Below are 22124 nucleotides of genomic sequence, written 5' to 3'. Positions count from 1 at the left end.
ACTACGGCATAACCTAAGAAGGTTTGGCAGTGGGCGTAAAGATGACAGATGCATACAGTAACCTAGGTGGTACTACAGGAATCTCCACCAGTTTGCGGCCGCAACCCAAGTCGGCGCATGAGCTTGCCACCAGGGACTTGTTCTTCCTCTGCCGGCTCACCAGATTTATCCACTTTGACTGGTCTCCTTCTGACTTCTTCAAAGCCGTATGCCATCACCAGCATCTTTGATGGATGGTTCTCCTCGAAAATTTCACAGTATATTTCCTCAATTCCTGCTTCAATGAAATATTCAGAGGCCCGTTGAATCATCGCTGTTGCAACACCCCGACGGCGACGTTCAGGTAACACGCCTATCCCGGTGATTTCACCATAGACCCCACGGTCATCTTCTTCCACAAAACAGGCAATGAATCCTGATAGCTCACCCCACAGTTCAGCCACGAAGATACCCTCTGTGTCGAGCTTCTCTGCTTCAGCTGGTGTTAAGGGACAGAAGGGGTCAGGAGAGGCTAGAAAACAACGATTGTAGAGGGCAACAAATTCCTCGGTTTCAGTTTCTTTTAATTGTCGTACTTCGATATAGCTCGGAATACTCTTGTCTTCCCACCAATCACGAGCGAGTCTCAGAGCCTCCTCTGCGTCAGCCTTCATAATCAGATAGTGGCTGACATTTGATTCGGACTCTTCCTGCGATGGCATGGTTGGTCTACCATATCCCGATTGATTCAAACGGTTAACAATCTATTGGCAGCATCACTCAGCATCAATCTGAATCAAGAGAGTCGATTGCTGCGATTGTAGCCTCGATTTCTTTCTCGACCGCCTCTTTGAGGAGTGGATCTTCCTCACCCGATTCCTCGGTGGCATCACTCAGTTCACCTTTCTGATCACCATGCAGGTTGCCATCACAGGCCAAAATAGATGCAGCGTCCAATCCCTTACTAGTGGCAAAAACAAACAGCAGGGAGGCCTCCATTTCTACACATTTCACATTTGCTCTCGTCCAGACATCTAAGGGGTTCCCCATCTCGGGATTGTTGTAGTATACATCTGTGGTCCAGCAGATACCGCGGTGAATACGATCCTCTGGGAATATGGCAGATATCTCGTCGAAAAGAGCCTTCTGCCAGACAGGAGAAGCAACAGCCGGATATTCTATGGGCGCATAGTTCAAGCCGGTTCGCTCATCCCGGACACATGCTGTGGGCACCACCACGTCTCCCGTTGTGACATCGCGAGATATGCCACCACAACTCCCCACTCTTATGATGACCTGAGCTCCGAGATTCGTCAGCTCCTCTATGCAGATATGCGTGGTTGGTGTACCCATGCCGGTGCCAGAAAGGGTTACCGGGACTCCGCCAGGGGTGTAGGCACGATAGGTTACCAAGCCACGATATCTGGCAACCTCCTCGGCATCATTCATCTGCGCAGCAATTTTCGGAATACGATCGGGATTGCCAGCTATTAGACAGATATCCTCAACATCGCCTTCACCAACTCGTAGATGGGGTTGAATACGCTTCTTCATGATTCTCACCGGTATGGTAAGTCGATAGCACCTGCTTGTGTTAAGCCAATTAGCAGGTAATCTATAGTATCTATCATATTGTTCACACAAATAGCTTCCTCAATAATGACAGCCAGAAAAAGTCGCAAGGAAATGTTATCAGGAAGAGTTGATATTTATTACATGTCTTTGAATAATATTACGGGTTGAGCGCAATGTCTATTGCTCGCATACTAGGAGTCCCCTTGTTGCTTATTCTCGTCATTCCTACACTCAGTAATGCAACTGACTTTTCTCCTTTGAGAAGAATAGATTGATGAACGGTGCTGTATCGTTGGATTGGTTCATTGAAGCAAGACCGATTGAACTCAGCAATGATAGAATGAAATAAGGCTCTCTTTCTGAGGAAAAAGTGTTGACACAAGAGACTTGACTTTCCCGGAAACTAGAAAGTCGATGTTCACCTTAGATAGTTCATCTATTCGATAGTCGCCCAGCACCAATCGAACAAAATCCATCGGAGGTGCTCTTACATCCGTTTTCTCTCCCACTTCTGACGGCCCAGAATCGGTTATTCCAACTATAGTCCCACCGACAATCTCGAGTTCATAGCAGTGTCTATAGGTATTCAAAGGCAGGGTGTAAGACAGACCTTCAAACATGGTTCCATTGAGTCGTGTCTCCAAAACTGGCTGTATCTTCCGCAAGAACCGCAGCATATCAGGAATGCGGATTTGGTACTTCCATCCTCGGCTCATTTCTCCGCCCATATCAAGTGCCAACCTTGTGAGGTTTGATAACCTACTTCCTGGCAACGTTATTCGATAGAGGCCTTTGGAAATCGCTTCCGTTCGAAGGAATTTCAACGTGGAAAGCACGCCCGAGAAGGACGCTATGCTGCTTTCGATGACATCAAGAGTAGCACCGCTCTCAGGCTTGGAGGCATCGCCACGGGAAACCAATCTGAAATATCCTTGGATGGTACCCCGTGTCGCTACCACCAGTGTTGTGAAATCAGCGGCATACTCCTTTTTATACCGCTCCTGAAGAGTCCATAGCTCCTGTGAACGGCGGGCCGTGACAAGGAATTTCTCTCTTTGTTGATCATACAGTTTCATGATGGCATCCAAATCGCTCTCTTGGGCCTCTCTGATGGAAACATCAGAAACTGTAGATGGGTACAACTCGTCTTTGGACGGTATCTGATCCACCCTGATGGAAACAGTTTTCGCGAGCGGGAGTATGAAATCATAACCGAAATTGCGATAGACATAAGGAATGCCTTGGATGGTGGAGATATCATACTCGCCGTCATGCAGGTGCTTCTCAAAGAGCTGGTAGAGTATTCGCATGAACCCCCTTCGACGATATCCTTCTAGCGTTCCCACATACCCAAGCTCGAGGTTCTTCAGCGGCACACCATCATAATCCCAAGTACTCGGAATCGCATTGAGAGAGGAAACAATCATGTCTTTGTCTGTATCGCGTATGTAGAAGTTCATCTCACGGGAGAAGCCAGGTAGATTGTTTATCAAATTTCTAAGCGCTGCAGCATCCCCGCGATTATGTACCTTAGTATTGAATTCGACAAGTTCGTCAACCGCCGTATCGGATTGGGCGATACCTATTTCGAAGCCATCTGGTACTTCAGGGAGGTCATTCTCTGGTAGTGCCACTTGTTAAATCTCCTAGCGATAGCTTTCCTAATCTGCTATGCCGTCGATTTTATGGGGATATCATCTTTATTTCAAGATGGCGATTGTATCTCTCATAGGACAAATACCCCTTCAATCGTATCAAGAATCGAGGCGGTAAACTATGTACAAAATAAGCGCAGGCATGACAACGAACATGAGGAAATCCGCAACAGACTGGATAGCTGGTCATGCACGCGAATTGGGACTGGATGGCATCTGGATCGGGGAGGATATAGGTATCGGTCAGGATGTTTTCGTATTGACAGCAGCAACACTAATGCAGTCGACAGGGGTCCGGGTGGGTAATGGTATCATACCGATTATAGTCCATAATATCAGTACAACTGCACGAGCTGCTTTCAGCCTCTATGATCTTGGAGGAGAACGCTATGTATTTGGGACAGGAATTGGGGGTCTACAGGATCTCAAGAAACAGGGTATCCATGTCAAGAAGCCGGTCACTGAACTTGAACGGGGAATCCATACACTCCGGAGCCTTTGGAACCAAGAAACGGTATCAATAGACAGCCAGCTGTTTCATCTTGAGAACTATGCTCTTGGGATAAAGAAACCAGTTACTATACCTGTATTCATGGGAGTCCGAGGTCCACAGATGCTTGATCTTGCAGGACAAATAGCGGACGGTGTCATCTTCTCCGGTCCCATTGAGTACCTCAAGTCAGCATTTGAAATCGTCGAGGATTCAGCATCCAGACATGGAAGACACCCGGAAGATATTGAGAAGGTCGTGTGGTTACCGACTATTATCCAAGAAGAACAGGGGACCAGCCACTTGGCCAAACGTGTAGTTGCGCTTGTAGCTTCAGATATGCCGTCATACGTTTTGGAAATGCTGGATGTTAATGAAGAAAAGCTGAGTCAGATCGTTGATACAGTTGCCAAAAAGGGTCCAAGTGCAGGAGCAGAGTATGTCCACGAAGAACTGATTGAAGCCTTCGCTATCTCAGGAACTCCTCAACAGATTGTGGGGCAGTTTGATATGCTTGGGGAACTGGGAGCCACAGAGATCATCCTAGGGCCTCCGTACTCCAAGGGTTGGAGAAAGCGAATGAGAACAGTCATGGATATTTTCGCAGAAAGGAGGGAAGAATAGTGGAATTTGGGCTAGCGGTGAATATTCGAGAACCGATTGAGGAGATACGAGAGATTGTCCAAACATGCATCAACAGCGACATCACGCAAGTATGGATAACTGACTATCCCGCCACCCGGTATTCACCGATTGTGGCCACTGCATTAGCCAAAGACATACAGAACATGCGGTTTGGCATAGGATTGCTGAGTCCACTGCTTCATCCCTTCAATCAAATAAAAAGAACGCTCAAATCACTCATTTCCCGATATGGAGAACGATTTGATGTCCTGATTGGACCAGGAGACAGGACTGCACTTGCAAGGGTCGGGGTTGACTATGGAGATGTCGATACGTTCGTTAGTCGTCTTGTTGAGGGCGCCGTTGAAATCAAGACGTACATTCTCGAGGAGGGGCTCGAAAGCAGGGTATTCTTGGCAGCACAGGGGCCCAAAATGATATCTGAATCGAAGAAAACGGACGGGGTACTTCTGAATTACACTTCGGCTGAGCAAACCCAGTGGGCGCAAGAGAAACTCGGAGATGTCACGTCGGAATTCGTTGTCAGCGTCTTTCCGCCCACATACATATCACGGAGTGACGTGTGTGACACCCCTTTTGAAATCAAACGCGCAGCCGCAATGGTCATTCTTGGACTGAGCCGATCCGCAATGGAGGGGTTGTCAATTGACCGAAGCGTTTCGGAAGCCAAAGCGTTACACGGAGAGAAGGGATACATCGACAAAGAAGTGATAGATGCGATAAACAGTGAAACATTGAAGCAGTTCTCAATTTGTGAAACAGAGAAAAATCTAGCGAGGTACGTGCAGAAGATGAAAGCCATCGGTACGGATATGATTGTATTTGGACCTCCTGGAGGGAAGGACAAGAGAACTGTTGAGAAGCTTGTATCTGCAGTAAGAAAAACCGGTCTATAAGCTGAGCCGCACTGCATCTAATAGAAATAATCCGCCAAATCAAGATCATGCGAAGGAACATGCCAAGTCCCGTCCGAATAATCCCACTCTCTTGTGATATCAAGCATGGTTCGAGAGCCCTTTTGAGCTATGGTCATTATCGGATTAACCGACCAAACCCCCTCATTCTGTTCCAAAGATCGAAATGCTTGGTAGTACTCAACCTGGTGCTTTGCAGGCACTTGTGCCCACACGATGACACCTTGTTCTGATTGGTAGTACATTGTCTGGGGTACCTCCGCAGCAGCATAAACCAACCTGTTTCTCCATTCAGATGTACAAAGAATCTCAAAGCAGAAACTGGCTGATAATCGCAATCCACCAACCGTCAGATAGGGAAGAACGAGCTCTTCCTCATGAATTCGCCTCATGAGGTATCCCACTTGGCGTGACGTCAAGTCCCACCCTAAGCGCTGCAAGCGTGTATGTACTCTACTTGGAGATGCGCGAGCATCCTGTGTGAGCTGTGAAATTATCGCGTACTCTTTGAACTGTGCCGATTTCGTCTTTCCCTTATTCCGAAGCAAGGGAGGCATTGATTCGATTTCAACATCGGGATCGAGTTTATGTTCAAATGTTTCTGGAAATTGCCATTCCTCATCTGAAAAAAGTGAGAAGTTGGATGTTGCTCCCGCCGCCTGCTGTTCGTGGTAGCCCATGTAGCTAAACATCGTGTTCGAAAGCTTGTCCAAGCTTGCCTGGAAAATTCGTCTGTTTTCATCAGTTGTGGGATATAGGACCGAGAAGTACCCCAGTGGGGACATAGTGGTTTTGAGTATGGCTTTCGTGAAGGGGAATGCAGACAATGCAGCTTCAACTGATTCCCATTCAACATCATCTCGTAGCTTGAAGAACACGATGGCTGAAGTAATGCCAAATGCAGACTGATCGACGATACAGCTAAATCGCATCGAATTCCGCTCGCGCAGTCGTTTCAGTGACCGCGAGACTGTTCGAGAAGTATAGCCCAGTTCATCAGCACAATCGACCAATGTAGCAGTAGGTCGCTCAGCAAAGAAAACCAGTACTTCAGAGTCGGTAGGACTTATGGGAGCGTCCTGATTAAGAAATGCAAAGCTGTACGCAGATCTGATGGAGTCAGCAGTGCACATCTTGTACTTCCGTACCGTTTCTAGATTGTCAAGCAGGCGCTCCTTGAGTCGGTCATTCACAGGAAGTACTGTTGGGTCAGTGGGGGATTTAGCAAATTCGGGATTATCTTTGAGTTCCTCAACGGCATCGATTGCCTTCTCGAAACTTACCGTTCCAGCACAGATTCCCAAATAGACCCGAATCACTTCAAGATAGAATTTAGCAGAAGGTTCATCCGAAGAAGGAATCATATCATCATATGGGGTGTGTATAGTAGATAGCACCGCCTTGCCTGATTCCATTTCATCACTCTCCTTCTGTAGACCAGAGCGGTGTTCTTCCATTTACTTCATCACCTCTGAAAAAGCCATTCATGAAGATTCCTCAGGGCTTCTTGGATAGAATGGCCTCTAGTCCATTCTTTCTTTTCTCACGTTCAGTTAAGAATGTGCATATTTCAGCGGTATGGTGTCCAAGTGCAGCAAGGGACTTCGAAAATGAAATCCAGTCGAAGCCGGTAGGTACTTGTATTCGCATGACTGCAAACGAATCACCAGAAATGACTTTTGTTTTTGGGAAAGACCTTCCTTGAGCGTGCAACAATCGCGAAAAAGTCTGCTCCTCACTTAACTCCCGTACACATACAACTATTTGTTGATCGAGTCCAAGATTTGAGAGTGCCACATAGGGGAGTGCCATGTCGTCTCGGACTTGACTCAATCGTCGCCTAAGCGTTCTCTTGGTTGGAACTTCCAGGCCAATCCTTCTGAGTGTTTCTGCCAAATCAGTTGAGGATGCATAGTAATCGGTTTCAACTACACTCGCTGCAGCCATGTGTTTCCAGTCGATTTCGCCCACATTGCTTTGCTGAGTATGAGCACTTACTGGAAGCACATCTGCGTATTCCTTTGCTGCGTCCATACTAGCTTCCATTCGGAAACTGTAATCGAACTCCCAGTTCTTACCATCAAAGAGGCCAACATTCAGATGATTCGAAACACGACGAACAAATCCTGTGATTACTTCGAGGTTGTATGGCTTCTTCTGAAAGCGGCGTATTTGATTTTTGAACCAGTTGTATCTTCTGCCTGCTGGTAGAAGAGCTTCGAAGTAAACGCGCACATCCATAGCGGAGGTCATGGCAGATTCGGTAGCTAGAGTCGAATACGGATAAGTATCCAACCAGGCCCAGAATCTATCTAGATTTGGATTGCCCTGATTTGCTCGTGCCCAACCAAAAACATAGTGAAGCCCCAGTTGCCCATAATCGATATTGCCCCTAATCTGTAATCCAAACTCTTCTTCCAATCGCTGCCAAACTTGGTTGACAGCCGAGCGAGTCACATTAAGATCACTAGCAATAGCTGCTTGTCGCATATGAGGATCTATTGCAATACGATTCAACAATCTTTGTTCAGCGGGGCCTAACGTTCGCAATAAGGAGACCTCCACAGCAGTCATCCCGTCGTGGAATGGGATGCCAATTTGGTATTGTGTCCGATTGTTTAGAGCAGAGGGTAATAAACTGTCCCTTTTGTAAACATCATTTTACCATTTGGAAATATCTATTCTGAAATGGGTATATATGAGCCGTAGAGACTCCATATCTTGATTCTATGGCGAGGTTCTTCTTAATATAGTGTGAGGAGTTGTATAACGTTGAGTTGCGTTCGAGACAGCTCCCACATTGTGGACCATCGACTGTATGTATGGTGTTTGCAGGTAGTGGGGGCTCCTCTAGCGTAGCTAAGTATGACAATCAGAAATCAAGGAGGTGTAACCAATTTCAGCCGAATCACTGCGGACAGTCTATGAAAGCATGACGAACAACCGCACAGTACTCGAATTGCTGTCCATCGGTATTAGCGACGTATCTACTGTTGTCCAAGTACCCTGCGAAGACCCAACGCCATTCTAAATTTTGCAACTCAAACGATAGTTGGTTCTCTGCATGAACAGTAGATGTGCATGTTGCTATCTCAGCTCTAGGTTGAGATTGTCATACGGCAGATTGCAAGGAAGGAATCGAAGGAGGAGAATAAACAATGGATCCGGTACCAGGCGGCCCAGACCCAACACCTTGGTAAATACACGAAAACACAGAACAGTAAAAGAAACAATGGAGAATTAAAAAGAAATGTTGAGAACAGAAGCAACAGAAATAGCATTCAGCGATGATCTGACCCCAGAAGAAGGCAGAGAGGTTGACCCTCTCACCGATCCCGAAACGGTCAGACTGGTTGCGCTCAATCTTGAACTCGCAGTCAAGAACCTGATGAGTTCAGCGAGTGCACCAGAGTGCTTGGTTCTCACAGCAGACATATGCAGTCATCGATTGGTGGCAAGACCAGCTGGCAATGGCGTTCAGGTGCAGGTCTTTGAGCTGTGAGAGACAAGACAAGACTGAATACGGAATGTGTGGGGGGCTCTAGCCCTCCCATACAGCCTACAGACAATATGCCAAAAATAGAAGATAAGTGTAGTTCAAATATCAAAATCAAGAGCTAGCTTGAAGCAAAGGCGTATCGAACCTATACGCACTAAGCATGAGCTTAGACAATCGTAGGGAGAGATGCTTTTGCTGATATCGAAATGAGGCTAGCAAAATGTGTGCATATATGCAGGGGCAGGAAGAGAAAGTGGCTGAAGAGGGGCAGAACGGGAAAAAGGCAGCACACACAGACATGCAAGAAGAAGCAGAAGGCGACGAAGGTATCAGAAAATCCTTGCACAATATATTCCAGTGGAAAAACTATCGGATTTATCTGGCCACCTATACGGTCTTTTCTGCATTCGGCATCCTTAGTAGATTTACGAATTTGTATCTACGGGAGATTGGATGGAGCTTCATTCTTCTAGGAATTGTCATAACTATCACATCCACGGTTGCAACTCTATCCCGGTTCATAGGCGGATACATAGGCGACATTATGGATCGAAAGAATCTAGCAGTTATTGCAGCCGCCATGTTATCTGTCTATTATCTATTGATTGGAATCTCAACCGAGTTCATCGTGATTCTCGTTGGACTGCTCATCTATTCACTTGTGGACCTGGCTAGGGGAGGATCATCTGCGTACATAATGGATAATATGCCAGAGGATAATAGTGGTTTGGCTTTGTCGCTTTTCACGGCATTGCAGGTTGTTGGTGTTGGCACCCTTGTTGTTCTGTCTTTTCTGGTTTCAGAGATTGGTTTTGGTAACAGCATGAGGAGGTTATTTGCTGCAGCAGGAATCGGGTTATTTGTCTCAGCTCTAGTGCGTGCAAAATACCTAGAGAGTAGCGGTCACAAACAAACCAGTGAACATAGCTCACTCATTAAGGGATTTATCAAAGATAACAAACGAGCTGCAAAACTTGTTGTCATAACATTGCCGGCAGTACTAGTCATCACAGTTCTCGATTCGTTTAGTGATTCCCTTTTCAACTTCGGGGCGTTAATCTATACCAATGAATGGCTTGGGGTATCCATTCAGGGGATTAGCATCATGCTTATTGTCCAACTTCTTGTCAGCGTACCGTTACTGCTCAAGATGGGGCAAGTAGCAGATCGTTCACTTAAGAAAGCAGCCATTGGCGTTTATTCACTCATGCCAATTTCGGTGCTACTGCTCTTACTCTCAGAGGTAATTCCCTATTGGGCCCCAACGAATGTCATCTCCTCTGTTTCTTCCATTCTTCCAGTATTCCAAGTCGTATTCAGTACGCCATTTCTAGCAATCGTACTGAAGTATGTCAGCGATGCCGTCTGGGGACTCATGCTTATGACGATTATTCAGAAGCTCATGCCCAGAAAGGACACCTCCAAAGTGCTTGGTGTGTTCTGGACAATTGTGTACGTCAGCAATTCACTTGGCCCATTACTTGGAGGTTTTCTTTTTACCTATCTTCACCCGACGATTCTGTTCATTCTCGTTTTAGTCCTGAATATAGGAATCCTAGCTTCGATTTCACGCAATGGACTTTTCGTGAAGCGGGGAGTAACAAAACAGTAATACCATAAGTTGCTATTGGCAACATTCTTGTTATATACAGCTACTGCACAATCGGTTATGGAGAGTGGTCCCTTGAAGGATGAGAGGAAACGAGCCAAGGAGATAATTGAGATACTCCAAGGAGCCTACCCTGACGCTCCAGAGACATATCTAAAGTGGAGTAATCCGTTCGAGCTGACAATAGCAACGATTCTATCTGCAAATACCACAGATGCCTCAGTCAATAACGTAACCCCCGAACTGTTTGAAAAATATCCTGATGCAGAATCGATGAGGGAAGCTAATATTGACGAACTCAAAGATATCATCCGGTCAGTGGGACTCTATAACAGAAAATCAGATTACATTCGAGAGTCTGCGAAAACTATAGTTGAAGACTTTGATGGAGAAGTCCCTTCAAATATGAAAGACCTCACCAAACTGAAAGGAGTAAGCAGGAAAACCGCCAATGTCATTCTTAGTACAGCATTTGACAAGAATGAGGGTGTTGTAGTGGACACGCATGTCATGCGGGTTACAAAGCGCCTTGAGCTCACCAATGAGAAAAAGCGTGGCAAAATTGAGAAGTCTCTCATGAACCTGCTTCCTCAAAGCATGTGGGACGAGTATGCTCGGGTAATTGGGGCTCATGGTAGACAGATTTGTGAATCACGAAATCCAAAATGCTCGGAATGCCCTATCAATCATCTATGTCCCTATCCAGACAAGGATGAGGACTAAACTACAGGCAAACAGTACGAAATCTGCCATTACCACCAACTACTACTTGGATTACATACCACCTTTGAGACTCATTTCCACCGCTTGATCAATAGATGCCTGAAGTTCATCTGGAAGATCAGGAATATCGAGGTGAACAAATCCACTTACGATAAGAGAGGTGGCGGTTTCTTCATCGAGCCCTCTACTCATGAGGTAACTGAGTTGTTCCTCCCCGACCTTACCAACCGTTGCTTCATGGCTGAGTTCTGACCCTTCCGCCCGTGCTTGTAGTTGTGGAACAGCCTTGATCGATGCCTCATCACTCAGCAGCAACCCATCACACTCAAGCCGGGCTTTTGTCCCATCTGATAAACCAATTAAATCTCCTCTGGCGGTAACGTGAGACTGTTCAGTTGCAATCGACCGGGAGAGGACTTTACCATTCGCTCTTGGTGCTTCAAGGCTCAAAGCCCCACCAACATCATAGTGGGAGTTTTTGGTTCCGTAAACAACCGAGTTCAAGTCAGCCTTTGCATGGACTCCGTTCAACCGAACTTTCGGAAATGTCTGAATCGATTTGAGGGGGCTAAGAATAGCATAATTCGATAGGAATACTCCATGTTTTTCTACAAGGGCTGCAGAACGAGGGCGGACATCAGTTTGCTCGCTCCATTTGTGCACCATCGTAAAACTGAGTTTGGCATGTGGTTTCACGTAGAACTCCGATATCCCAAGATGGAGGGAACGTTCGGTATTCGTTGGTGTAGCACATCCTGTCACGATATGCATTTCGGAACCTTCCTCAGCAATGATAATATTGTGCACATTTTGGATGGAGCGATTCCGCTTCAAAACCAAGCAGGTTTGAACGGGCATCTGTATGTTAGCCCCAGGTTCTGCCCTGATGAAGTATCCGTCATATGATTTCAACGCACTTTCTGCAGTATACTTGTCAGTTTCAATGTCAACCAAATTCCATAGATAATCGGACAGCCAATCATATCGCTCCAGAGCTTTGGAGATAGGAAGTACTTCGAGTCCTTCCTGATCCATCATCACGTCAGCAAGAATGCTTTCGTTATCCATCTGGAGATAACTACCTGAAACCTGCCGTTCGGATGGGTCGAAACCGACTTCTCGAACCAAGTTACGGTCATCCTCTGAAAGTGCATCTAGGTTCTCAAGCTCGCCCTTCCCACGATCCTCGAATTCATACTCATCTAGTTCCAAATCAGGGCCGTATTTCGCTCGTTTTTCCTTCGCTGTTTCTGCTCGCTTTTCAATATCTTTGTTACTCGCCATTTCCGATACATCCTCCCTTTTGGTCTAGCTGGCAACCTCCGCCAAGAAGCGATCATAGCCCTTCTGTTCTAGGATGGGTATGTCTTCCATGCCTCCAACATACGCAAGCCTCCCCTCTTCGAGAATGTACACCGTGTCAACTTCAAGGTACTCGAGTACGTACCGGTGGTGGCTGATGATCACCATCGTCGACGTGCCCTTGTCTCGCATTGCTTTCAGCTCTCGGCCCACCGTCTTCAGTGAATCATAATCAAGACCGCTATCCGGTTCATCAAGAAACATTATTTTCGGATTGAGAGAAAGCACTTGAAACAGCTCACTACGTTTCAGTTCTCCACCAGAGAAGTTGGTGTTCAAATCACGATTTGCAAGATTCTCTATGCCAAGACGTTCAAAATCGTCATGGAGCTCCTGTCGTGCTGCGCATGAGCTGCCCATGAGATGATCCTGAGGTTCCTTGCAGCTATAATCGGGACATACACGGCAGATGAAATCCTCGAGCTTGACCCCGGGGATACTGGGAGGATTCTGAAAAGCATAAGCGATGCCCATGTTGGCACGCTCATCTATACCCTTGTCAAGTATTGACTCACCATGCATCAGTATATCGCCACCAGTAACTTCGTAACTTGGTAAACCCATGACGGTCTTGGCGAGCGTGGATTTTCCAGAAGCGTTCGGACCCAGAATGGCATAAACGCCATCCTCTCCAAATTCCAAGTCAAGCCCTTTCAGAATCGGTATTCCTTCAACTTCGACCCGTAAATCCCGTACTTCCAGTAAGTTGGCTTCTGACATGATGTAATATCCTCTACCTATAGTGAGTGCAATTGAATGAAAGACCTAACCTGAATGGCTAATTAAGAATTGGGAAGCAGTTCATCCCTATGCGGAGTACGTCCCCATAATCTGGGCCTTCTCGACCATATGCTTCTCACACAAATCCCGGAAATTCCCCTTGCTCGGTCGCTTCAGTTCCGGAACGTCTAGAGCATACAAAGTGAAGAAGTACCGGTGTGTACCTGAAGGGGGTGCAGGACCGCCATATGCTGCTTCACCATAATCGTTTTCGACTTCCTTGCCCGGGACCGGGGCGCCTGATGCAATGCTCCGTATATCCGACGGTATGGCATGAACTAACCAATGCTGCCAATTGCCAACCGGAGCGTCGGGATCATTGCAAATTAAAGCAAAGCTTTCCGTTCCCTCTGGAACATCCTTCCATGCCAAGTGAGGGCTGAGGTTCTCTTTCTTGTATGCGCATTTATCCGGAATGGCTTCGCCTTCCTTGAAATCATCACTCCATAGTTCCATCTCATCACAGTCTCCCAAAACAATCTCTTGCGAATACAATAGAAACGGATGTTATTTTGTCTTTTCATTTGTTAACTAATAACCCTGAAGTAGAATACCAACCAGAAAGCCTGGTTTACTGGTTCAAATAGTCCTTGAGCCATTCGAAGACCCACTGCACATATTCTTCACAGTGAAATTCTCCCTCATTTTTTTCACCACGCTGGGTTCCAGCTGGTTCTCGCTTCCCCTTGTCCATTGCTCTGAGATATCTGCAGGTTGTTGTTCCCCACGCAGTGGCAAAATCCTCCAGAAAACGACCAATAATATTCCGTGCCTGATTCCGTTTTCGGTTGAATTCTGCAGGAATTTCTGTCCCCGTGGTTCCAAGTAGCACCCCCAGGCACATAACGCCTCCTGTTACTGCTCCACAGACCCGTCCACTACCAGCAATTCCCCCACCAAGAACTGACGCGACCTGCATACAGGACGTATCGATTTCGTCTAATTGTAAATCGCGCCTTGTTTTTATAATCACACTCTCTGCACAATTAAAGGATAATTCGCCGTCGGTCTCCATGAAAAGTGCCCCGCTTCATTCACCGGGTGCCACACCAAAAAGGTTCAGATGACGGAACGGATGAGAGAAGTGGCTGACATGCCATTATGCTTAAAACACGAATGCTCTCTCTGAAAAGTGGGGAACTGTAGTGAGTGTCCAAGAAGCCTTCAGGAAGATGATTAATCTAGCCATTGAGCGAGAAGAAGAAGCCTACGATTTCTACATGGAAGGAGCAGAGAATGCTGAGAACCCAGCATCAAAGAAACTGCTCGAGGAACTTGCGGAACAAGAAGAAGATCACAAGGAGAAGCTGGAAAAGGCACTCGAAGATGGTGTATGTGAAACGTTCGCCTGCACGATAGAGGAAATTGAGAAGAGAGAACTGGAAGATTACCTGATAGAAGTGCCCTTGAATCCCTCATCCCCACCTCAAGATGTACTCATTGTGGCAATGAAACGAGAGAAAGCATCCTTTGAGTTCTACTCAGCTCTTGCCGAGCTGACTGAGGATCCGGCCAGTAAATCGGTTTTCCGAACTCTGGCAAAAGAAGAGGAAAATCACAAGAACAAGCTTCAGCAAATGTACGATGAGAACATTGCTCCGTGGATGTAGCGAACCGCTCAGCAAAAAAGATACTGAGCGATTCTCATCCACCGCATTATTTGTGATGCAGGTTCCGGGCTGCTATGAAACTAAGGCCATTTTCTGTTAGAACCTGAGCTGTTCGATTGAGGGCATCATGCTTATCCAGATAGTTCGTCAGGAGTTCTGGCATCAGACCCTTCTCCTCAATTTCCTCCTTGCTGAGGAAATACTCCAATATGTTACTGGGATGATCTCGTGCGGCGTCCACTTCTGGAATTCCGCCCTCGTGCTTTGCACTGATGTTCTTGACATGGTCGGCGAGTTCGACCAGTTCGTCTAGGCGATCGTAGGGCTGCCGGACAATGCCTTTGTAAGTCTCTGTGATGTGATGCTCGATACGGACAACATCGGTAAAACCGAGATGCTTTCGAATCATTGACGCAAGCTCGATAGTTTCATTGTTGACACTATTGCTCAGATTGAATCCTATCAGCGGAGTTGTTCCGTCATCCCGACTGAACAGCTTGGCTGTGAGCAATGTCCACAGACAAGCATAGGGGTTATCATTTCCCATGTAAACGCTAATCTTGAATTCCATGTCGATACCGAGCTTATGCATCATATAGCCAACGAGGACACTTCCGGGGTTAATATTGAGAACCTGTTTGATGCCATATTCAGTATAGTAGTGCAGAAACTCATCGGCCCATTTCAAAGCAAAATCGTTGGGCATACCCACTCCACCGAAATAGCCTGTCAAAGTTTCAGGACCACCTAGATGGATATTCGCAGGCTGGCCATTGGGACCTGGGAGTGTTCCTTTGGTATCAAGGGTCTCAACGTATGAAGCACCAACAATCTGCATCGCAGCAGCAAAGGCAAGGACATGATCGTCCAAAACCTGTTCTTCCATTGATCGGACCCGGATAAATCTGCCAGGCATCACTTCCTGGTGCTCGATTGCCTTTCTTGCTTCACGAATAACCCATGGGAAGAACTGACACGCACTAATTTCCAGAGTAACCGGATGTTCTTCGTCGAATGACATGTGTTCATATCTGTCACCAAGCACCTTGCGTCTGTAGGCTGGAATGGAGATGAACTCTTCATCATCTCGTGCCTTCTGTAACCATTCTAGGTCTTCCACAAAGGGGGAGTCTTTGTCCCGTAGCCGAGACATCAGATTATCCAGTTCTCTGGCTTCCCGCGCCTTTGCATTTATCTCTTCAACACCACCATGTTTCTCAATGACCTCCAGTAGGTCATTCACAAGGGGGTTGTCTTCACTGACCAGCAGGTCGTTTATTTCAGCCAGTCTCTCAGGGTCGATTTTCAACTTCTGCATGTCCATAGATGATACTTCCAGAGGTTTGTAGTTTGTACCAACTCAGGTTAATTACATAACCATTTCTTACTTTGAAGGCTTCTTAAAAGAGGTTATGCCGGGTCACAGATGAGGCACCAAGAGCACGAACCGTAGGTGTGCTCATCCGAGGCAAGATTTCGATATCACCATATATCATTTACAAGTCTTCGTTTTGTCTTCTCCAAGACATCACGTAGGTTGATATCTCCCCCAAGTTGATTCGTGACAAACTCGTCCAGCCGAGATGCAATGTTGAGGCACCGTTCTTGACCTTGGATGGTATCATCAGAATGATCCATATAGTTCATCATCCCAAGAACCCCGTAATCAATAGTCAAATTGCTGATTTCACGTACGAGTTTCGAAGCAAAAAGCTCAACTCGCAATGCCAGCCAACCTGAATCCTCAGCGGCGAGAGTATCAATCACCCGGAGAAGCGAAAAATGGAATTGGTGCTTCAGCTCTCTCAATTTTGTTCTCATAGCTTTGGTCTCTTCAGAAAGCCGCTCCTCTTCCGTCTCTGCAGGTGTCTTTGTTAGGATGTTCACGCGATCCCAGGTTGAAATGTCCTCTTTCACATCTTTGAGCCTACGTTGAGTTTCCCTCAATTCGCGCTCAGTATATCGGATATCACTGACAGTGCTGCTTACCTGTTCATCATTTCGAGCTGCAGAAACGAGTTCGTTGACATATTGCTCAACCGCTCCACCCACAGTCATTGTAATCGGTTGTGCTTGCAGGTGATCCAACTATATATTTTGTGAGTCGCCGCCAAATCGGTTTACCAGCTAATCTCAAGTCTGCCTACTTCTTGACGGATATAGCTTCTGACAATGGGGCCAACAATAGCTGCAACTATTGCGCCTACTGTTACTTGGATGAGATTGAGAAAAACCAGTTCGAGAAGCGCCGCCATCCAAGTTATTCCGATTATGAAAACTTCACCGAGGAGATAGCCAATCAGCATAACAAGGGCACCAGCTGCAAGGGCGACTATATCCAAAACACGAATACTATCACCGCCATTCCGATAGCGAGATATGAGACTCACAGTCATTGCTTCACTGCCTTTGACCACAAAGGTGATAGGAACAAATGGCATGTAACCCAGTACCGCATCTGCAGTAGCAGAACCAACACCACCTGCAAAGAATGCCCCAACAGGACCAAGGATAATACCACTTGTCATGACAAGAATGTCACCGAAGTTGAGATATCCTGTTGAAGTGGGAAATGGAACTGATACCATGGCTGTTGCAACCGTGGTGAGGGCGGTCAGTATGGCCATGATTGCGAGATAGATCGTCTTGCTAGCGCTTTCAAACTCATTGGATTCCAGGAATGGTTCTACCTGTTCAGAACGTTGATGGTGTCCAATAGTTGGATCGGAAGCAGCGTCAGCAGCGGAATTATTGCGAGGGGTCATACGAACACAATATGACAGACCAACAGAACAATATATAAGTTTCTACCTATATATAGACCATAATCAAGGGTGACGGTGGATGTCGTTTGTCTCTCAAATGGTATGCACAGAGTGTGGAAATGAGCTCGACAGGAAATCCACACGCACTCGATGTGATAGATGCGGCGGAGTTCTTCAAGCAAAATACAACTTGAATCATATCCAGAAGGCCATATCGAAAGCGGATTTGGAATGTCGGCCTACAACTCTTTGGAAATACAAAGAGTTCCTCCCTGTAACCGCCGAGATGGAGACTATCACCTTGGGGGAAGGAGGAACCCCACTTCATATCTCTGAGAGGCTAGTCAGCACCATTGGTTGTGCAAAGTTGTACCTGAAAGATGAAACTCCAAATCCGACTGGTTCCTTCATAGATAGAGGAACAGCAGTTGAGATATCGGTAGCTCGGAACATAGGAAGCGCATCGATTCATTGTGCTTCCAGCGGAAATCTCGCAGCATCACTAGTAGCCTATGCTGCACGCGCTGCAATCCGTCCAACAATTCATCTTCCCCGCAACAGAAAGATGGACATGGGCAAGTTGTATCAGATTGTAGCTTTTGGCGCAGAAGTGGAAGTTTCAAGAAATCACCAAGAAGCCATGAGGGAGGCCAAAGAGAGCGAAGATCATAGTCGCATTCTAGAAGCAGACAATCCGTGGTTTCTTGAGGGGCTCAAAACGACTGCGTATGAAATCTGCGACCAGCTTGATTGGTCTGTTCCGGACTGGCTAATAGTTCCGGTGGGAAGTGGCGGGCATCTATCGATGATCTGGAAAGGTTTGAAAGAGCTACATACACTTGGGTTCATCGATAGGCTTCCGCGACTTGTGGGCACCCAAGCTGAAGAGTGTGCACCGATTGTTGATGCGTTTAACAAGGGTTCAGAGGTGATTGAGGCCCCAACCGGCGTATCAGAAGTAGCAATGGATATCAGTATGAGAAACCCTTCGTGTGGAAAGCTGGCCCTTCATGCGCTCAACGAGTCGAATGGGCTGGCTCTATCTGTGCCTGACGACGACATGCTTGCTGCAGTGGGAGAGCTAGCGAAGAAAGAGGGGGTGTTTGCGGAACCTGCTTCTGCAACAACGCTTGTGGCATTACGGCAACTCTGTGAAGAGGGAACCATAGCTCCAGACTCAACCGTAGTCTGTGTCATTACAGGCATGGGGCTGAAATACCCAGAAGTGGCCCGCGAACTGGTGAAGGGAGAACGAAAGCTTCGTAATATCCTCAACCAAGTTGAACATCGAAAATTCACCACCAAGCTTGGTCGATCGAAAATCTCCATACTCAAGCTCATTGCTGAAGGCGAGTCATATGGGTACCAGATCTGGAAAGACCTTGCAGAACAGTTTGGAATCGAGATACGGGTTGCAACAGTCTATCAACATCTGAAAGAACTCGAGGGGGAAGGACTTCTTACATCAACGAAGATAGAGCAGGCCCCTCGAAAAACCAAGTACTATCGTCTCACGGAAAACGGGAAATGGTCGCTGCAAAAACTCGGAGAGTTCGGAGGGGCAAGAAGAGCATAGCACAGTGAAAGGTCCGATGAGTGTTTGTTGAAACTAGGGGTCACCGTGATAAGGCAAGGATTTTAACAATTTACCGCTAAGTGTTTACGTTGGTCATGACATCGTAGTTGTGACCCACCTTGAGGTTGAGACAAGATGGATAAGAAATGGCTACAAACAGCGGACTGGAAGAATGAGAAGCATGTACCCGTGATCGATGCTCCGGATAAGGTGAAAAAGGGGGAAGTCGTCAAGGTTACGCTCCAAGTGGGCAAGGAGATACCACACCCGAACACGACTGCACATCACATAAAGTGGGCAGATCTCTTTTTCTGGCCTGAGGGAGAGAAGTTCCCATATGAGATTGGCTATATTTCATTTGATGCACACGGGGCATCAGTAAAGGGAGCTGACACAAGTACTGTGTACTGTGAACCATATGCTACGTTCGCATTCAAGACAGAGAAATCTGGAAAGCTTCTTTCGACCAGTTACTGTAACATTCACGGCCTCTGGAAAGACGAGAAAGAGCTCAAAGTGGAATAGACAAGACGAAGTGGCCTGTGGTATACGGGCCACCTCTCATTTTATTTTGGAACATAAACGAAACAGAATCAGTACTATTTCTTAGGTGGTAGGTTCGACTAGGCACGTTTCACCCAACTAACAAGCTCGGCATTCATCGCGTTCTCCTTCACGAATCCCTCGCGGTATTCATCGTTTTTCATTTGAATCCATACATTCTGAGCAGCCGAATCAAAACCAACTATTCGAAGAGATTTCTGTAATTTGTTCATACCAAATGCGAATGGAATAGCCAGTATTGTCGCAGTAAAGAATAGTCCCGCCCCCAATATCCAGAATTGAATAGCTGATCCATTCGTCAAAGCATTTGCGAAGTTCAACCACGCGAACAAAAGCAGGGAGAAACTGATGCCGTTCGCAAGCACACAGATTGTCTTTAGGCGCCAATCGGCATCACCTGTGTAATAATGGGCTTCACAAACTGGGACTAGGAACGTCCGAGTTTCAGGAGTTGGAAGCCCTAAACGCCGTCGTGCACTTGGAGTGTGGCCCGGGTTCCAGCCAGGGCGCAAATACCCCTTCTTGTCAGGATAAGCTACAACCCGTACTCTATCTGTAGCTTCTGATGTGCAGACTGGACAGATATCTGGAAAGCTCACCCTCTCAGCAGGAACTTTCACAATAGGTGGATCAAATTCCTCCTTGTAGGGGCTCATGGATATCTCACTTCAATGAATATGAAAGGGTCTTAGCATTTACGCAAGAAGAGTTTATCGACATGTACTTCATTCTGGTACAAGGAAGCCTTCTTTCAGCAACTCAGATACTATGGGTCTGAAGCCCGGACAGGTACGCCACTCCATGTTGTATTCGCATCTCTCACACGTTTCTGTCGTCTCAAGTACCCGTTTGATGCTCAAAGCTGCAACAACAAGAAGATAGAGGAGGAAGATTAGAGTGAATTTCGCGTTAATCATGGATAGGAGGCCGTTGGCCAAAAGAAGCGACCATACAACAGCTGCAAATGAGCTGCCAAGAACGAACTTCGAGAGGATCTTTCTCCGTGTCGTTTCAGTTAGATGAGCGACACTAACCAGTAGGTAAATCAAAACGCCGGCCACACCACCCCAGAATAGAAAGAAGCGATTGAAGGAAACAATCGGAGTCACCCAGAGAAAGAGCAGAACCGCAATACTAGCTACAAATGAAAGCGTATTGAAGAAGCAGCCGAGACACCAGTGGCGTCCCTTGAATTCGAAGGTATGTAATGAGAATTCAGAGCACACCGGATGGTGAGACGTGAGAAAGGGAGAAGCAATCTGCAAAAAGCGAATGGGGTGACGTAGAATCTCTCGATAATCGGGTCTCAGCGATTCACCACTATCCATGCCGGAAGGGGAATCCGGTGGAACCGCGTTTGGATCTCCACCGTTTTCCATGTAGAGAACCCTTCCGACTAGCGCGGATATCTTATGGCCATTCTAGCGATGTTATGGGCTAATCGGTATCAATGACCACAGGACGCTCAGGCCGCCAAGGAATAGTATGGCAACAACAGCAAAGACAACGATTTCAATTACAAACGTCATAATCCAAGCCGTAATCGCCTTGCCCCAGCCAATTTCATGGCGTGACTTGATAACCCACCACTGAAGAATGCATCCAATGCAGGGAATAAGAATGACAATTGCCATGAAAAGCGCGGTTACAAATGTGTCTCCTAAATCTCTATTCTTGCCGTCCACAAAGCCAAGTGCTATACCTAGAAAAATACCGTTTATGACCAGCGAAATAACAGCCAGAACAACGAGATAGATTAAACCTTCTGAGATATTGATTGGTAGATTGAATTGAAGTAGCATGGTACAGGTCTCCTCAAGCGATACCGTTTGTCCTTGCTGGCGAATCCATAATTTAAAAGCCTAGCGCTAGCCATTGAAGAGAAGGAGGCAGCGGAGTTTCTGGGAACTGTCAGCCGTACGGATATTTCAAAGCAGCACAGGCGCGCTGAATTTGGAATTGCCATCCATAATCCCCAAAAACATGGCAGGGGATACGGTACCGATGCAACACGTGTCATGCTGTGGATCGGATTTCATGCACTTGATCTCAACAGTATTTTCTTGCTTACATTGGCACACAACAATCGTGCAATCAGAGCCTATGAAAAAGCCGGCTTCAAGAAATGCGGGACATTCAGAAAAGCCGCTTATACAGAGGGGGAATTCCATGATTTCGTTGCAATGGATATCCTGAAGGATGAGTTCATGGAAGAATATCCTCCAGGCACAAATATTGGGGAGTAGCCTTCGAGAACAAAAATAATGGATTGCCGTATAGCACGGCGCCAATTGCAAAGGATATCAGGCAAAAATGTGGACTAGATAAGACCTTTATCACCGGGTGTTCTGAGAAACACGAAGATACTCCCAACTAGG

Annotated in this window: 24 protein-coding genes; 9 read left to right on the top strand and 15 right to left on the bottom strand. The window is 46.6% G+C overall.

The features are described from left to right. Nucleotides 1–62: 62 nt before the first annotated feature. The 3 genes from GF309_01705 to GF309_01695 all read right to left on the bottom strand — a co-directional run bounded on the left by GF309_01705 (nucleotide 63) and on the right by GF309_01695 (nucleotide 3188). Nucleotides 63–701 (bottom strand): GNAT family N-acetyltransferase, encoded by a 639-nt coding sequence (locus tag GF309_01705; GenBank protein ID MBD3157480.1) that lies wholly within the window; start codon nucleotides 699–701, stop codon nucleotides 63–65. Between the two features lie 64 nt (nucleotides 702–765). Then, nucleotides 766–1533 carry a nucleoside phosphorylase gene (locus GF309_01700; GenBank protein MBD3157479.1) on the bottom strand — a complete coding sequence of 256 codons (768 nt, stop codon included), beginning with the start codon at nucleotides 1531–1533 and terminating at the stop codon, nucleotides 766–768. Between the two features lie 347 nt (nucleotides 1534–1880). Continuing rightward, entirely contained in the window at nucleotides 1881–3188 is a 1308-nt protein-coding gene (locus tag GF309_01695) for a GNAT family N-acetyltransferase (protein ID MBD3157478.1), read from the bottom strand. Between the two features lie 142 nt (nucleotides 3189–3330). Here GF309_01695 and GF309_01690 point away from each other — a divergent pair, with 142 nt between their 5' ends. Both GF309_01690 and GF309_01685 read left to right on the top strand, forming a co-directional pair. Then, nucleotides 3331–4323: an LLM class flavin-dependent oxidoreductase gene (locus GF309_01690; protein ID MBD3157477.1), complete on the top strand. Its 993-nt coding sequence runs from the start codon at nucleotides 3331–3333 to the stop codon at nucleotides 4321–4323. Beyond that, nucleotides 4323–5240 carry a hypothetical protein gene (locus GF309_01685; protein MBD3157476.1) on the top strand — a complete coding sequence of 306 codons (918 nt, stop codon included), beginning with the start codon at nucleotides 4323–4325 and terminating at the stop codon, nucleotides 5238–5240. The genes GF309_01690 and GF309_01685 overlap by 1 nt, the downstream gene beginning before the upstream one ends. A 17-nt stretch (nucleotides 5241–5257) precedes the next feature. Here GF309_01685 and GF309_01680 read toward each other — a convergent pair whose 3' ends face one another. Both GF309_01680 and GF309_01675 read right to left on the bottom strand, forming a co-directional pair. Then, nucleotides 5258–6715: a hypothetical protein gene (locus GF309_01680; protein MBD3157475.1), complete on the bottom strand. Its 1458-nt coding sequence runs from the start codon at nucleotides 6713–6715 to the stop codon at nucleotides 5258–5260. Between the two features lie 40 nt (nucleotides 6716–6755). Continuing rightward, nucleotides 6756–7808, bottom strand: coding sequence for a hypothetical protein (locus GF309_01675; GenBank protein MBD3157474.1), 1053 nt, complete (start codon nucleotides 7806–7808; stop codon nucleotides 6756–6758). A gap of 700 nt (nucleotides 7809–8508) precedes the next feature. Here GF309_01675 and GF309_01670 point away from each other — a divergent pair. The 3 genes from GF309_01670 (at nucleotide 8509) to nth (ending at nucleotide 11089) form a co-directional block, all read left to right on the top strand. After that, complete coding sequence (locus tag GF309_01670) at nucleotides 8509–8760, top strand: hypothetical protein (GenBank protein ID MBD3157473.1); 252 nt, start codon at nucleotides 8509–8511, stop codon at nucleotides 8758–8760. A gap of 217 nt (nucleotides 8761–8977) precedes the next feature. Next, a complete protein-coding gene (locus GF309_01665; GenBank protein MBD3157472.1) occupies nucleotides 8978–10369 on the top strand; it encodes an MFS transporter in 1392 nt (463 codons plus the stop codon). A 57-nt stretch (nucleotides 10370–10426) separates the two neighbouring features. Further along, nucleotides 10427–11089 (top strand): endonuclease III, encoded by a 663-nt coding sequence (nth, locus tag GF309_01660; GenBank protein MBD3157471.1) that lies wholly within the window; start codon nucleotides 10427–10429, stop codon nucleotides 11087–11089. A 51-nt stretch (nucleotides 11090–11140) separates the two neighbouring features. On the opposite strand, the gene GF309_01655 is transcribed toward nth, so the two are convergent. The 4 genes from GF309_01655 to GF309_01640 form a co-directional block, all read right to left on the bottom strand. Further along, on the bottom strand, nucleotides 11141–12373 hold the full coding sequence (locus tag GF309_01655; protein MBD3157470.1) for a SufD family Fe-S cluster assembly protein: 1233 nt from the start codon (nucleotides 12371–12373) through the stop codon (nucleotides 11141–11143). Nucleotides 12374–12397: 24 nt separating this feature from the next. Beyond that, nucleotides 12398–13171, bottom strand: a complete 774-nt coding sequence (gene sufC, locus GF309_01650; protein MBD3157469.1) for a Fe-S cluster assembly ATPase SufC — start codon at nucleotides 13169–13171, stop codon at nucleotides 12398–12400. 87 nt (nucleotides 13172–13258) lie between these two features. After that, nucleotides 13259–13687: a YbhB/YbcL family Raf kinase inhibitor-like protein gene (locus GF309_01645; protein ID MBD3157468.1), complete on the bottom strand. Its 429-nt coding sequence runs from the start codon at nucleotides 13685–13687 to the stop codon at nucleotides 13259–13261. A 115-nt stretch (nucleotides 13688–13802) separates the two neighbouring features. Continuing rightward, nucleotides 13803–14246 carry a hypothetical protein gene (locus GF309_01640; GenBank protein ID MBD3157467.1) on the bottom strand — a complete coding sequence of 148 codons (444 nt, stop codon included), beginning with the start codon at nucleotides 14244–14246 and terminating at the stop codon, nucleotides 13803–13805. 130 nt (nucleotides 14247–14376) lie between these two features. Here GF309_01640 and GF309_01635 point away from each other — a divergent pair, with 130 nt between their 5' ends. Continuing rightward, a complete protein-coding gene (locus GF309_01635) occupies nucleotides 14377–14841 on the top strand; it encodes a hypothetical protein (protein ID MBD3157466.1) in 465 nt (154 codons plus the stop codon). 46 nt (nucleotides 14842–14887) lie between these two features. Here GF309_01635 and GF309_01630 read toward each other — a convergent pair whose 3' ends face one another. The 3 genes from GF309_01630 to GF309_01620 form a co-directional block, all read right to left on the bottom strand. Then, nucleotides 14888–16165: a hypothetical protein gene (locus GF309_01630; protein ID MBD3157465.1), complete on the bottom strand. Its 1278-nt coding sequence runs from the start codon at nucleotides 16163–16165 to the stop codon at nucleotides 14888–14890. A gap of 158 nt (nucleotides 16166–16323) precedes the next feature. Beyond that, a complete protein-coding gene (locus tag GF309_01625) occupies nucleotides 16324–16929 on the bottom strand; it encodes a hypothetical protein (protein MBD3157464.1) in 606 nt (201 codons plus the stop codon). 32 nt (nucleotides 16930–16961) lie between these two features. After that, entirely contained in the window at nucleotides 16962–17606 is a 645-nt protein-coding gene (locus GF309_01620) for an ECF transporter S component (GenBank protein ID MBD3157463.1), read from the bottom strand. A 79-nt stretch (nucleotides 17607–17685) separates the two neighbouring features. On the opposite strand from GF309_01620, the gene GF309_01615 reads away from it, so the two are divergent. Together GF309_01615 and GF309_01610 are read left to right on the top strand one after the other, a co-directional pair. Next, nucleotides 17686–19182, top strand: coding sequence for a threonine synthase (locus GF309_01615; GenBank protein MBD3157462.1), 1497 nt, complete (start codon nucleotides 17686–17688; stop codon nucleotides 19180–19182). A gap of 135 nt (nucleotides 19183–19317) precedes the next feature. Continuing rightward, nucleotides 19318–19707 (top strand): hypothetical protein, encoded by a 390-nt coding sequence (locus tag GF309_01610; protein ID MBD3157461.1) that lies wholly within the window; start codon nucleotides 19318–19320, stop codon nucleotides 19705–19707. Between the two features lie 98 nt (nucleotides 19708–19805). Here the strand turns inward: GF309_01610 and GF309_01605 are convergent, their stop codons facing one another. The 3 genes from GF309_01605 to GF309_01595 all read right to left on the bottom strand — a co-directional run bounded on the left by GF309_01605 (nucleotide 19806) and on the right by GF309_01595 (nucleotide 21548). Next, nucleotides 19806–20402, bottom strand: coding sequence for a hypothetical protein (locus tag GF309_01605; protein MBD3157460.1), 597 nt, complete (start codon nucleotides 20400–20402; stop codon nucleotides 19806–19808). Between the two features lie 69 nt (nucleotides 20403–20471). Beyond that, complete coding sequence (locus GF309_01600; GenBank protein MBD3157459.1) at nucleotides 20472–21125, bottom strand: hypothetical protein; 654 nt, start codon at nucleotides 21123–21125, stop codon at nucleotides 20472–20474. A gap of 51 nt (nucleotides 21126–21176) precedes the next feature. Further along, nucleotides 21177–21548 (bottom strand): hypothetical protein, encoded by a 372-nt coding sequence (locus GF309_01595; GenBank protein MBD3157458.1) that lies wholly within the window; start codon nucleotides 21546–21548, stop codon nucleotides 21177–21179. 72 nt (nucleotides 21549–21620) lie between these two features. Between GF309_01595 and GF309_01590 the strand changes: the two genes are divergently transcribed. Further along, nucleotides 21621–21992 (top strand): GNAT family N-acetyltransferase, encoded by a 372-nt coding sequence (locus tag GF309_01590; GenBank protein ID MBD3157457.1) that lies wholly within the window; start codon nucleotides 21621–21623, stop codon nucleotides 21990–21992. The last annotated feature ends 132 nt before the right edge of the window (nucleotides 21993–22124 follow it).

It is taken from the genome of Candidatus Lokiarchaeota archaeon (assembly GCA_014730275.1).
GTDB lineage: Archaea > Asgardarchaeota > Thorarchaeia > Thorarchaeales > Thorarchaeaceae > WJIL01.
This window is presented reverse-complemented; position numbering and strand designations above follow the sequence as displayed.

Excerpts from the sequence above, each read along its gene's own strand:
- GF309_01620 (MBD3157463.1), bottom strand. The coding sequence starts at position 17,606 with ATGACCCCTCGCAATAATTCCGCTGCTGACGCTGCTTCCGATCCAACT.
- GF309_01670 (MBD3157473.1), top strand. The coding sequence starts at position 8,509 with ATGTTGAGAACAGAAGCAACAGAAATAGCATTCAGCGATGATCTGACC.
- nth (MBD3157471.1), top strand. The coding sequence starts at position 10,427 with ATGGAGAGTGGTCCCTTGAAGGATGAGAGGAAACGAGCCAAGGAGATA.
- GF309_01700 (MBD3157479.1), bottom strand. The coding sequence starts at position 1,533 with ATGAAGAAGCGTATTCAACCCCATCTACGAGTTGGTGAAGGCGATGTT.
- GF309_01680 (MBD3157475.1), bottom strand. The coding sequence starts at position 6,715 with ATGGAAGAACACCGCTCTGGTCTACAGAAGGAGAGTGATGAAATGGAA.
- GF309_01665 (MBD3157472.1), top strand. The coding sequence starts at position 8,978 with ATGTGTGCATATATGCAGGGGCAGGAAGAGAAAGTGGCTGAAGAGGGG.
- GF309_01640 (MBD3157467.1), bottom strand. The coding sequence starts at position 14,246 with ATGGAGACCGACGGCGAATTATCCTTTAATTGTGCAGAGAGTGTGATT.
- GF309_01645 (MBD3157468.1), bottom strand. The coding sequence starts at position 13,687 with ATGGAACTATGGAGTGATGATTTCAAGGAAGGCGAAGCCATTCCGGAT.
- GF309_01655 (MBD3157470.1), bottom strand. The coding sequence starts at position 12,373 with ATGGCGAGTAACAAAGATATTGAAAAGCGAGCAGAAACAGCGAAGGAA.
- GF309_01605 (MBD3157460.1), bottom strand. The coding sequence starts at position 20,402 with ATGAGCCCCTACAAGGAGGAATTTGATCCACCTATTGTGAAAGTTCCT.
- GF309_01705 (MBD3157480.1), bottom strand. The coding sequence starts at position 701 with ATGCCATCGCAGGAAGAGTCCGAATCAAATGTCAGCCACTATCTGATT.
- GF309_01630 (MBD3157465.1), bottom strand. The coding sequence starts at position 16,165 with ATGGACATGCAGAAGTTGAAAATCGACCCTGAGAGACTGGCTGAAATA.
- sufC (MBD3157469.1), bottom strand. The coding sequence starts at position 13,171 with ATGTCAGAAGCCAACTTACTGGAAGTACGGGATTTACGGGTCGAAGTT.
- GF309_01690 (MBD3157477.1), top strand. The coding sequence starts at position 3,331 with ATGTACAAAATAAGCGCAGGCATGACAACGAACATGAGGAAATCCGCA.
- GF309_01600 (MBD3157459.1), bottom strand. The coding sequence starts at position 21,125 with ATGGAAAACGGTGGAGATCCAAACGCGGTTCCACCGGATTCCCCTTCC.
- GF309_01610 (MBD3157461.1), top strand. The coding sequence starts at position 19,318 with ATGGATAAGAAATGGCTACAAACAGCGGACTGGAAGAATGAGAAGCAT.
- GF309_01595 (MBD3157458.1), bottom strand. The coding sequence starts at position 21,548 with ATGCTACTTCAATTCAATCTACCAATCAATATCTCAGAAGGTTTAATC.
- GF309_01615 (MBD3157462.1), top strand. The coding sequence starts at position 17,686 with ATGTCGTTTGTCTCTCAAATGGTATGCACAGAGTGTGGAAATGAGCTC.